The 10,565-nt window shown below is 68.2% G+C and carries 9 protein-coding genes; all 9 read right to left on the bottom strand.

Going from position 1 to position 10,565, the window contains the following annotated elements; all coding sequences use genetic code 11:
• Window positions 1-931: 931 nt before the first annotated feature.
• Window positions 932-1,696 carry a DUF1223 domain-containing protein gene (locus tag BGO20_RS00045; protein ID WP_291665043.1) on the bottom strand — a complete coding sequence of 255 codons (765 nt, stop codon included), beginning with the start codon at window positions 1,694-1,696 and terminating at the stop codon, window positions 932-934.
• A gap of 66 nt (window positions 1,697-1,762) precedes the next feature.
• The gene (locus BGO20_RS00040) at window positions 1,763-2,698 is read right to left on the bottom strand and encodes a lipid A biosynthesis lauroyl acyltransferase (protein ID WP_291665094.1); all 936 of its coding nucleotides are present in this window, start codon (window positions 2,696-2,698) and stop codon (window positions 1,763-1,765) included.
• A gap of 153 nt (window positions 2,699-2,851) precedes the next feature.
• Entirely contained in the window at window positions 2,852-3,874 is a 1,023-nt protein-coding gene (locus BGO20_RS00035; protein ID WP_291665041.1) for a zinc-binding dehydrogenase, read from the bottom strand.
• A gap of 28 nt (window positions 3,875-3,902) precedes the next feature.
• Window positions 3,903-4,649 carry an SDR family NAD(P)-dependent oxidoreductase gene (locus BGO20_RS00030; RefSeq protein ID WP_291665039.1) on the bottom strand — a complete coding sequence of 249 codons (747 nt, stop codon included), beginning with the start codon at window positions 4,647-4,649 and terminating at the stop codon, window positions 3,903-3,905.
• Window positions 4,646-5,926, bottom strand: coding sequence for a beta-ketoacyl-ACP synthase (locus BGO20_RS00025; RefSeq protein WP_291665037.1), 1,281 nt, complete (start codon window positions 5,924-5,926; stop codon window positions 4,646-4,648). The genes BGO20_RS00030 and BGO20_RS00025 overlap by 4 nt, the downstream gene beginning before the upstream one ends.
• 12 nt (window positions 5,927-5,938) lie before the next feature.
• Window positions 5,939-7,087, bottom strand: coding sequence for a beta-ketoacyl-ACP synthase (locus tag BGO20_RS00020; RefSeq protein ID WP_291665034.1), 1,149 nt, complete (start codon window positions 7,085-7,087; stop codon window positions 5,939-5,941).
• Window positions 7,084-7,548: a 3-hydroxyacyl-ACP dehydratase FabZ family protein gene (locus BGO20_RS00015; protein WP_291665033.1), complete on the bottom strand. Its 465-nt coding sequence runs from the start codon at window positions 7,546-7,548 to the stop codon at window positions 7,084-7,086. Before BGO20_RS00015 ends, BGO20_RS00020 begins: the two co-directional genes overlap by 4 nt.
• Window positions 7,549-7,674: 126 nt before the next feature.
• On the bottom strand, window positions 7,675-7,956 hold the full coding sequence (locus BGO20_RS00010) for an acyl carrier protein (RefSeq protein ID WP_038358122.1): 282 nt from the start codon (window positions 7,954-7,956) through the stop codon (window positions 7,675-7,677).
• A 207-nt stretch (window positions 7,957-8,163) separates the two neighbouring features.
• On the bottom strand, window positions 8,164-10,565 hold a 2,402-nt coding region (acnA, locus tag BGO20_RS00005), incomplete at its 5' end, for an aconitate hydratase AcnA (RefSeq protein WP_299856216.1).

Genomic DNA, 10,565 nt, shown 5'->3' with positions numbered 1-10,565 from the left:
CGAGGTCCGCTCCGACGAGAGTTCGCCCGCCGAGGACATCGCGGTCGTCATTGCGATGGTGCTGATCTTCCTGTTCATCGTCGCCTTCCTGCGCGGCCTGAGCCAGCAGGGCAGCGGCGTGCGCCGGCATCGGACGCGCGACGGCCGCTGGATCGTCCTGCCGCCGAGCACGTCGAGCTGGGGTTCCGGCTCCGGCTGGAGCGGCGGCGGAGGCGGTTGGAGCTCGGGAGGGGGCGGCTTTTCGGGCGGAGGCGGCTCGTCGGGCGGCGGCGGGGCTTCGGGAGACTGGTGATGGATGCCACGGACAGGGATGCGATCGCCGAGGCGGTGCGCCGGGCCGAGCTGAGAACGGCCGGCGAGATCGTCGTGGTGATCGACCGGGCAGCGTCGAGCTATCGCAACGTGCCGGTGGTGATGGCGCTGGCGCTCGCGCTGCTGGTGCCCTGGCCGTTCATCTCGCTGACGGCGATGAGCACGCAGCGCATCTTCATGATCCAGCTGTTCTGCGCGGTGCTCCTGCTCGGCACGCTGCTCTGGTACGGGCGCGGGGGGCGTTTCGTTCCGGGCTTCGTCAAGCGGCGCCGGGCTCACGATACCGCGCTGCGCGAATTCACGGCGCGCGGGCTGACGCGAACGAAAGGGCGGACCGGCGTCCTGCTCTATGTCGCCCTGCAGGAACGCTATGCCGAGATCCTCGCCGATACCGGCATCGACGACCTCGTCGAGCAGAAGACCTGGAACGGCGTCATCGAGGCGCTGCTGGTCGCGGCGCGCGAGGACAGGCTGACGGAGGGGTTGATCGCGGCCGTCGATGCGGTCGGCGCCGTGCTGGCGCAGCATGTCCCGCCCCGGCCGGGCGACGTCGACGAACTCTCGAACAAGGTGATCCTGCTCTGAAGCGCCGCTCCCGGAGCGGGCCGGCCCCGGAACGTCAGCGGGCGGGCTTGCTGCGGGCCGCGCCGAGGATCGGCCCCGGCATCATGCCGTATTTCCCGGGCTGTTCGGTCTGGACGATGACGACGTAGCCGTCCGCTTCCGGCGCCTGGGTGGCGCTCAAGGGAGCGGTGATCGTGGCCTCCCTGCCGTTCCATTCGCCGACGCGGACCATGCCGCGGACGACATTGGCGTAGGACAGGGTCTTGCCCTGGTTCTCACCGCGGGTGACGGGCACAGAGGCCAGATGCGTCGTCGGCAGCACCCAGACGCCGGCCGCGCCCTCCGCCGCGGCCCCGGCGGGGGCGAGCTTGATCTCCAGATTGCCGTCCGCCTCCCGCAGGGCGACCCGCACGGGGAAGCCGGACGGTGCGAGCTGCTGGATCGTCTTCTCGATCTCGTCCTTGTCGGAGCCGACGAGATGCCCGGTACCGTTGACGACGACCTGCGGCGTGTAGACCTGTCCGTCGCCGCGGGCCTTGGCGTAGAACTTCTGCCGCTTGGCGAAGGAATCCTTGCCGAGCGTATCCTTCCAGCCGAGATAGTCCCAGTAGGTCACCGGCAGCGTCAGGGCGATCAGGTCGGGGTCCTTGGACAGCTCGATCACCAGCGCGTCGGCGGGCGGGCAGGAGGAGCAGCCCTGGCTGGTGAAGAGCTCGAGCAGCGCCTTGGGCTGCCTGGCGGGCGCCTGCGCCCGGCCGTTCGCAACCCCCAGGGCGAGGGCGGCGAGCGTCACAGCGAGGAGGCGTTTGCCGGGGGACATCAGCGGACTCTGCAGAGAAGGTCTTGTGGCGAGGTTACCAAAGCTCCCATTCGCCCGATTTGGAAATCACGTTGCCTTGAAAACAGGCGTCGTCGCGCGGCCGTGATCGAATTCCGCCAGCGCGGCGGCCGAGATCATGTTCGGCCGCCAGCGCCGGTGCATCCAGAGCCACTGCTCGGGATATTCCCGCACCCAGCCCTCGACGACGGCCGTCATCATCGCCATCGCGCCCTGGACGTCGATCTCGCCATCGGCATCGCGCGGCAGGTCGAGCGGCGGGGTCAGTTCCAGCCGGAAGCGATGGTTCGGCAGGCGAATGACGCGCACGCCATGGACGGGGCACTCGAAACGGCGCGCGAACTTGGCCATGATCGGGTTGGTCAGCGCCGGGCGGCCGAAGAACGGCACCACCACGCCGCGGGTGAAATGCTGGTCGATCAGCATGCCGAGATGGCCACCCTTCTCCAGCACGCCCTGCATGGCGAAGGCCGCGCCCTGCTTGGCGGCGGCGAGCCCGCCCATCGCGCCAGAGCGGATCTCATGCACGACGGCCGCGATGGCCGGGTCGTTGGGCGCGCGGAAGACCGCGGTGGTCTCGAGGTCATAGGTCTGCGCGCAGATCGCCGGCAGTTCCCAGTTGGCGAGATGGGTCGAGAAGATCAGGCCGGGCTTTCCGTCGTCCTTGAGCGCGATGAAATGCTCGATGCCCTGGACCTCGACGCGCGAGGGCTTGTCGGGGTTGTGATAGTCGTAGTCGAAGAGCGCCTTGAGGTTGGCGTACTCGCCAGCGACGCGGCCGAGATTCTCCCAGGCGCCGCGCGCGATGCGCCTGACCTCCGCCTCGTCCTTTTCGGGAAAGGCCGCGCGGATGTTGGCGAGCGCGACGCGGTTGACCGGGATCAGCGGGCTTGCCGTCCGCAGGAGCCAGCCGCCGAGATCGCTGGCGCGCTCGGGTCCGAGCAGGCGCAGGAAGCCGAACAGGGCGCGGATCACGCCGATCATCACCGCCGCGCCGACGCGCGCGGCGACAGCCTTCAATCGTCTCAAGGTCGGTCCAGCCTCACTCTGCCCGTCCGAGAGCGAGACCGGGCTTGAAAGCGGCGATCTGGGGCAGGAAGCCGCCTGCGTCAAGTCCAATCGGGCCGGCCGGCAGCCTCAGAAGGTCACGACGACCTTGCCGAAGACATGGCGGCCCTCGATCCGGGCGAGGCCCTTCTCGAACTCCGCGAGCGGGAAGACCGAGTCGATCACCGGCTTCATGCCGGCGGCCATCTTCTCCAGCGATTGCGCGATATTCTCGATGCGGCAGCCGAAGGAGCCGGTGATGCGGTATTGCTGCTGGAAGAGCTGCATCAGGTTGATCGTGGCGGAGGGGCCGGAGGTCGCGCCGCAGGTGACGAGCCGGCCGCCGCGCTTCAGGCAGAGCAGCGAGCCGTTCCAGGTGTCGGCGCCGACATGCTCGAACACGACATCGACACCCTTGCGCCCGGTGAGCTTGCGCACGACGCCCTCGAAGCGGTCCTCGCGGTAGTTGATGACATGGTCGGCGCCGAGCGCCTTGGCCTTGGCGCCCTTCTCGTCGTCGCCGACGGTGGTGTAGACCGTGCAGCCGATCGCCTTGGCCATCAGGATCGCGGCGGTGCCGATGCCCGAGCCGCCGGCATGGACGAGGACGGATTCGCCGGGTTCCAGCCTGGCATTGTCGAACAGCATATGCTGGACCGTGCCGAAGCCGATCGGCGCGCAGGCGGCGTCCTCGAAGGAGACGCCCTGCGGTGCCTTGATGGTCAGACGGGCCGGGCGGTTCAGCAATTCACGGGCAAAACCGTCGATATGGAAGCCCATGATGCCGGCGACGTTCTCGCAGAGATTGTCGCGGCCCTCGCGGCAGGCCTTGCACTGGCCGCAGGTGTCGGCGCCATAGGCCGTGACGACGTCGCCGGGTGCGAAACCGGTCACGCCCTCGCCGACGCAGACGATCTCGCCGGAAGCCTCGACGCCGGCCGCCTGCGGCATCTTGCGCTTGGCGAAGGCCATGCCGCGGAAACCCCAGAGGTCGAGATAGTTCAGCGCGACCGCCTTGATGCGGATCTGCACCTCGCCGGGCGCAGGCGGCGGCGGCGGCTCGATCTCTTCCAGGCGCAGGTCGCGGTCGCCGTGGAGCTGGAGGGAACGCATCGGTTTTCGACCTTTCAGAACAATCGTGTCAGCGGTGCACGCCGAGCTGGGCGGTCAGGCCGCCGTCGACCGGCAGCACGGTGCCGCTGATATACGCAGCGGGCTCGCTCATCAGGAAGGCGGCGACGCCGGCGACCTCCTCGGGCCTGGCGAAACGGCCGGCCGGGATCTGCGCCTGCATCTTGTCGCGATAGGCGGCGTAGGGTGCCATCATGTCGGTGTCGACGAAGCCCGGTGCGATCACGTTGACGGTCACGCCGCGCTTGCCGGTCTCGACGGCGAGCGTCTTGGCATAGGAGATCAGCGCGCCCTTGGAGGCGGCGTAGGCGGCGTTGCCGGCGTTGCCGCGCAGGGCCGCGACCGAGCCGATGGCGACGATACGGCCGGCCCGGGCGCGGATCATGTTGCGCATCAGGCTCTTGGCCAGCCGGGTGAAGGCCCAGAAATTGACCTGCATCGCCGCTTCGGCCCTGTTCTGGTCCATCATCGCCGCGAGCACGTCATAGGGCTGGCCGGCATTGTGGACGAGACCGAAATAGCTGTCGCCCTCGCATGCCTCGCAGAAACTTGCGAGCGCGCCCTTGTCGGAGAGGTCGAGCGGCAGCGCCGTCACCGCTTGGCCGGGATGGCTCGCGGCGATCTCATCCGCCAGCGCCTTCGCCTGCTCGGCGGAGGAGCGGTAGGTGAAATCGACATCATGGCCGGCCGCGACGAGCGCGCGCACGATCGCGGCGCCGACGCCCTTGGCGCCGCCCGTCACGAGAATCCTGGTCATGCAGCCTCCGGGGGCGCCGTCAGCACGAGGCAGGTGTTCTGGCCGCCGAAGCCGAAGGAATTGGAGATCACCGTCCTGACCTTCGCCTTGCGGGCCGTGTTCGGCACGACGTCGAGGGCGATGGCCGGATCGGGGTTCGCGTAATTGATGGTCGGCGGGATCGTGCCGTTGGCGATGGTCATGAAGGAGATCACCGCCTCGACCGCGCCGGCCGCCGTCAGCGTATGGCCGATCATCGACTTGTTCGAGGAGATCGGCAGGCTCGCCATGCGCTCGCCGAAGACGGCGGCGCAGCTCATCGCCTCCATCTTGTCGTTCTCGGGCGTCGAGGTGCCGTGGGCGTTGATGTAGTCGACATCGTCGGGCGTCAGCCCGGCATCGGCCAGCGCGTCCTGCATGGCGAGGATCGCGGGCTTGCCGTCCGGGCTCGAGCGGGTGCGGTGGAAGCCGTCGCCGCGCTCGCCGCAGCCGGCGACGATGCCGAGGATGGTCGCGCCGCGCGCCAGCGCATGGTCGTAGTCCTCCAGCACGAGCGCGCCGGCGCCCTCGCCCATGACAAAGCCGTCGCGATTCTTCGAGAACGGCTTGGCCGCGCCTTCCGGCGGGTCGTTCTGGGTCGACAGCGCCGAGAGCAGCGAGAAGCGGATCAGCGCCTCGGCATGGATCGAGCCGTCGGTGCCGATGCACAAGGCCGCCTGGGTCTCGCCCCGCCTGATTGCCTCGACGCCCATCTGGATCGCGGTCGCGCCGGAGGAGCAGGCGGTCGAGAGCGAGATCGGCGAGCCCCTGGTGCCGAAGCGGTCGGCGATATGGTCGGCGACGCCGCCGAAGACGAACAGCTCGTGCATCGCCCGGTATTTGCCGGTCGCGGCCGCGCGCAGCAGGCCGTCATAGTCGACCTCGCCTTCGATGGCCTGGGCCATCTCCTGCTTCTGCGGCCATTCCATCTCGACCGGCGGAACCGCCATGAACAGCTCGCCCGGGAAATCGCCGGGCGCGCCGAGCCCGCTCTGTGCGACGGCCTCCTCGGCGGCCAGCGTCGCCAGCTTTTCCGAAAGCTGCGGGGCGGTGAAGGGCTCGTCGAACAGGAAATCGACCGTGCCGCCGATCGTCGTGCGCAGGCCCTCGGTCGGGAAGCGATCAATGCGGTGGATTCCGGATTTGCCTGCGGTCAGGGCCCGCCAGTTCGTCTCCTTGCCCTGCCCGAGCGAGGTGACGACCCCGAGCCCGGTGACGGCGACGATGGGGCGGCCCTTGGCATCGCGATGCGCGGTCATGGCTTCAACCTCTCACGCTTTGACGAGATGGGCGGCGCCTTCGCCGCGCCAGTGCCCGGCGCCGGTAACGATGGCTTCCTTCGCCTGCCCGGCCGACAGGGCGATTGCCGCGAGCGCGACCGAGACGGGGAAAGCCGCTTCGACGCCGTGGCCGACGAGATCACCCGCCGCGAGCCGCTTCGCCGATGGCGCGGCCTTCGCCAGCGCACCGGCCTCTTCGGCCGTGATGCCGGCGCAGCCGGTGGCTGCGGAGATGGCGAGCGCATCGGCGCCGAGCGGGCCGAAGCCGCTGACGAGCCCGGTCAGGGCCGACTCGACCGTGCCGGGTGCGCGGCGGCTGCGGGTGGCGCCGGTCTGGCTGAGCCTGGCATGGACCTTCGCACCGCGCGCGGCGGCGCGCTCCGCCGATTCCAACACGAGAAAGGCGCCGGCGCTGCCGGTGATCAGGCCGGGGGCGTCCTCGCGCGCGAAGACGGGCGCGAAGCGGTCGCGGCGCAGATAACCGCCGAGCTCGAAGAGCAGCAGCATGTCGCGCCGCTCGGCGTTGTAGGCGCCGCCGACGAGCATCAGGTCGGACTGGCCGGAGGCAATGCGGGCATGGGCCGTGCGGATCGCGTCGACGCCGGCCTGCTCCTCGCCCATGAAGGTGCGCGACGGGCCGGTGACGCCATGGACGATGGCGATGTTGCCGGCGAGCAGGTTGGAGAGCTGGGCCAGGAACAGCGTGGGCCGCAGATCGCCCATCAGATGCTCGTTGAGATAGGTGCCGGGCTCGTTGGCGCCGCGCAGGCCACTGAGGATCGCGGCATCGACGGCATGATCGCGTTCGCCGCCGCCTGCCGCCACGATGACCTGCAGCGCGCTCTTGGCCTCGGCATCCTGCTTGATCCCGGCGGAATCGAGGGCGAGGCCGGCGGCGTAGACGCCGAGGCGCTGCCACGGCTCCATCTGGCGCTGATCGGACTTCTTAGGGATCTGCCGGTCGAGCTCCAGCGGGGCAAGCGGATGGAGCGGGTAGGGCTTGAAGCTCTCGCTGTCGACGACCGGAGGGCCGCCGGCGGCCAGCGCCGCGGCATGGGCCTCGACGCCTTCGCCGAGACTGGAGGCGATGCCGATGCCGGTGATGACCACGTCACGACGGGTTGTCGTCATATCGCTCATCGGGCAGGCTCCGGCTTCAGGCCGATCGCTTCGATGCGACTCAGCATGAGCGCGCGCATATCGGCGGGGAAGGGCATCAGACGGAAGCGCAGCTCCGCGTCGCAGATCGGCTTGCCGTTGCTGGTCAGCTTCGCCTTGGTCGCGGCATAGCCCGAGCCCTCGATCACCAGCTCGGCACTGGCCTCCAGCTCGGTCCGCGGTTCCACGAAGGTGCGGAAGCGCGCCTTGTCGACGGTCATCAGGAAGGGCATCTGGGAAAGCCCGTTGAGCCCGAGCAGCAGATAGCCGGACGCCTGAGCCATGGTTTCGGTCAGCAGCACGCCGGGGACGAGCGGATGACCGGGGAAATGGCCTTCGAAGACCGGGCTTTCGCTCGGCACGGTGGAGCGCGTGACGATGCGCTTCTGCAACGGGTCGAAGGTCACGACCCGGTCGATCATGTCGAAATATTCGAGGCGCATGCGACCCTGACCCAGATGGACGTCGGAACGACATGAAGCCGCGATGCGGATCGGGTGATCCGCATCGCGGGCTCAATGCTCTATCGGGAGCAACACGCCGGCTCAAGTCCGGCGAAAGAAAGGCGCTTACGCCTTCTTGGCGGCGACCAGATCGTCGATGCGCTTGCAGAGGTTCTCGAGCACGAAATACTGCTCGGCCGGGGCCTTGCCCTCGTTGACCTCCTGCGTCCACTGTTCGAGCGGCAGCTTGATGCCGAAGGCCTTGTCGATCGCGAAGGCGATGTCGAGGAAGGCGAGCGAGTCGATGCCGAGATCGTCGATGGCGTGGCTCTGCGGCGTGATCTTCTCACGTGGAATATCGCAGGTTTCGGAAATGATGCCGGCGACCGTCTCGAACGTGGCGGACATGCTGCGGGTGCTCCCGTCTCTTGTCGATGATGGCGGACGACATCCGAGCGCGGGATACCGCCTGCGCCTGCCCCAAGTCGCCACCGAGGATGACTGAACCGCCCCCTTACACTGCAGCGGGCGCGAGGACAACCGGGGCCGGCCTCGAATGCATCATGGCCGGCTTGCGCCGGCCATGACATGGTTTCCGTCCCGTGGGCGGGCAGCTTACGCGGCGAGCCCGCGCAGGACGTATTGCAGGATGCCGGCGTTCTTGAAGTAGTCGATCTCGTCCAGCGTATCGATGCGGCAGAGGATCGGCACCTTCTTCACTGTGCCGTCGGCATAGGTGATCTCGGCTTCCATCATCTGGCGCGGCTTGACGTTCGCCAGCCCGTGAATGGTGACCATCTCGTCGCCCTTCAGGTTGAGCGAGGCCCAGCTCGTGCCTTCCTGCAGGGTGAAGGGCACGACGCCCATGCCGACCAGGTTCGAGCGGTGGATGCGCTCGAAGCTCTGGGCGATCACCGCCTTGACGCCGAGAAGGTTGGTGCCCTTCGCCGCCCAGTCGCGCGAGGAGCCGTTGCCGTATTCGACGCCGGCGAAGATCACCAGCGGCACCTTCTCCTGCTTGTACTTCATCGCCGCGTCGTAGATCGGCAGCTCTTCCTTGCTGGGATAATGGATGGTGTAGCCACCCTCGCGCCCGTTCGGGCCGAGCATGTGGTTGCGGATGCGGATATTGGCGAAGGTGCCCCGCATCATCACCTCATGGTTGCCGCGGCGCGTGCCGTACTGGTTGAAGTCGGCCACCGCGACGCCATGCTCGGTGAGGTAGGCGCCGGCCGGCGAGGCCGCCTTGATCGAACCGGCCGGCGAGATGTGGTCGGTGGTGATCTTGTCGCCGAACAGGCCGAGGATGCGGGCGCCCTTGATGTCGCCGATCGCATCCGGCTTCCGGTGCATGCCCTGGAAATAGGGCGGGTTCTGCACATAGGTCGAATCGTCGTCCCAGGCATAGGTCTCGCTCCTGGGGGCGTCGACCGCCTGCCAATGCGCGTCGCCCTTGAAGACGTCGGCGTATTTCTCCTCGAACATCGCGCGGGTGACGTTCTGCTGGATGAAGCTCTGGATCTCCTTGTTGGAGGGCCAGATGTCCTTGAGATAGACGTCCTTGCCGTCCGAGCCCTGGCCGAGCGGCTGGGTCGTCAGGTCCATCTGGACCGAGCCGGCGAGCGCATAGGCGACGACCAGCGGCGGCGAGGCGAGGTAGTTCGCCTGCACGTCCGGCGAGACGCGGCCTTCGAAGTTGCGGTTGCCGGAGATCACGGCGCCCGCGATCAGGCCCTTGTCGTTGATCGTCTTGGAGATCGGCGCCGGCAGCGGGCCGGAGTTGCCGATGCAGGTGGTGCAGCCGAAGCCCACCAGGTTGAAGCCGAGCGCGTCGAGATCGGTCTGCAGGCCGGACTTGGCGAGGTACTCGGCGACGACCTGCGAGCCCGGGGCCAGCGAGGTCTTCACCCAGGGCTTGACCTTGAGGCCCTTCTCGACCGCCTTGCGGGCGAGCAGGCCGGCGGCCATCAGCACCGAGGGGTTCGAGGTGTTGGTGCAGGAGGTGATGGCGGCGATCACCACGTCGCCGTGGCCGAGATCGAAGTTCTCACCCTCGACCTGCACCCGGCGGGAGAGTTCGCCGCCCTTCTTGTAGTCGGACTCCATGGCGGCGGCGAAGCCGGCCTTGACGGCGGAGAGATCGACGCGGCCCTCGGGACGCTTCGGACCGGCCATCGAGGGCTGCACCGTCGAGAGGTCGAGCTCGAGCGTGTCGGTGAAGACCGGATCGGCGGTCTCGCGGGTGGCGAAGAGGCCCTGCGCCTTGGTGTAGGCCTCGACCAGCGCGATGCGGTCCGACTTGCGGCCGGTGGTGGTGAGATAGTCCAGCGTCTCGGCATCGACCGGGAAGAAGCCGCAGGTCGCGCCGTATTCCGGGCCCATGTTGGCGATGGTGGCGCGGTCGGCCAGCGTCAGGTTGTAGAGGCCGGGGCCGAAGAATTCGACGAACTTGCCGACGACGCCCTTCTTGCGCAGCATCTGCGTGACGGTCAGCACGAGGTCGGTGGCGGTGATGCCTTCCTTGAGCGAGCCGGTCAGCTTGAAGCCGATGACTTCGGGCAGCAGCATCGACTGCGGCTGGCCGAGCATGGCGGCCTCCGCCTCGATGCCGCCGACGCCCCAGCCGAGCACGGCAAGGCCGTTGACCATGGTGGTGTGCGAATCGGTGCCGACCAGCGTGTCGGGATAGGCGACCTCGACCTCTTGGCCGTCGATCGTATCGTTCCGGGTCCAGACGGTCTGGGCGAGGTATTCGAGGTTGACCTGGTGGCAGATGCCGGTGCCGGGCGGCACGACACGGAAATTGTCGAAGGCCTGCTGGCCCCATTTCAGGAACTTGTAGCGCTCGGCGTTGCGCTCGTATTCGAGCTCGACGTTCTTGGCGAAGGCCTTGGGCGAGCCGAACTCGTCGACGATGACCGAGTGGTCGATGACGAGGTCGACCGGCACCAGCGGATTGATCTTCTGGGCGTCGCCGCCCAGCGCCTTGACGCCGTCGCGCATCGCGGCGAGGTCGA

Source organism: Allobosea sp. 67-29 (genome assembly GCF_001898115.1).
In the GTDB taxonomy this organism is placed as follows: domain Bacteria; phylum Pseudomonadota; class Alphaproteobacteria; order Rhizobiales; family Beijerinckiaceae; genus Allobosea.
Note: the sequence above shows the minus strand (reverse complement) of the source record. Positions and strands in the feature narration are given on the sequence as shown.

Coding starts and splice junctions, on each gene's coding strand:
- BGO20_RS00045 (WP_291665043.1), bottom strand. CDS start 1,696: ATGTCCCCCGGCAAACGCCTCCTCGCTGTGACGCTCGCCGCCCTCGCC.
- BGO20_RS00040 (WP_291665094.1), bottom strand. CDS start 2,698: ATGATCGGCGTGATCCGCGCCCTGTTCGGCTTCCTGCGCCTGCTCGGA.
- BGO20_RS00035 (WP_291665041.1), bottom strand. CDS start 3,874: ATGCGTTCCCTCCAGCTCCACGGCGACCGCGACCTGCGCCTGGAAGAG.
- BGO20_RS00030 (WP_291665039.1), bottom strand. CDS start 4,649: ATGACCAGGATTCTCGTGACGGGCGGCGCCAAGGGCGTCGGCGCCGCG.
- BGO20_RS00025 (WP_291665037.1), bottom strand. CDS start 5,926: ATGACCGCGCATCGCGATGCCAAGGGCCGCCCCATCGTCGCCGTCACC.
- BGO20_RS00020 (WP_291665034.1), bottom strand. CDS start 7,087: ATGAGCGATATGACGACAACCCGTCGTGACGTGGTCATCACCGGCATC.
- BGO20_RS00015 (WP_291665033.1), bottom strand. CDS start 7,548: ATGCGCCTCGAATATTTCGACATGATCGACCGGGTCGTGACCTTCGAC.
- BGO20_RS00010 (WP_038358122.1), bottom strand. CDS start 7,956: ATGTCCGCCACGTTCGAGACGGTCGCCGGCATCATTTCCGAAACCTGC.